1 protein-coding gene is annotated in these 261 nt (G+C 55.2%); it reads left to right on the forward strand.

Annotated elements, in window-relative coordinates; all coding sequences use genetic code 11:
* Nucleotides 1-261: Ig-like domain-containing protein (locus tag MD535_RS26045; RefSeq protein ID WP_265678154.1), on the forward strand; the 261-nt coding region annotated here is incomplete at both ends.

A 261-nucleotide genomic window follows, 5' to 3' on the forward strand; every position in this document is an offset into this window, starting at 1 on the left:
ACTAAAGATGGTGTCACCAGTAACACAGTGAGCGTGGAGGTCAGCGCTGCGGTCATCACCGCGATTTCGGTCACACCGCCTTCGGTTTCTGTGGCCAAAGGTCAACTGACACCACTAATGGCAACCGCAACCTACAGTGATACCACTTCCTCCGATGTGAGTGATTCCGTCACTTGGACGTCGGAGGATCTGAGTACCGCGACAGTAACGCCGACAGGCTTCTTGTCTGGCGTCAACGTCGGCCAAACAACGATAACCGCC

The sequence above is a fragment of the Vibrio qingdaonensis genome (assembly GCF_026191675.1).
GTDB lineage: Bacteria > Pseudomonadota > Gammaproteobacteria > Enterobacterales > Vibrionaceae > Vibrio > Vibrio qingdaonensis.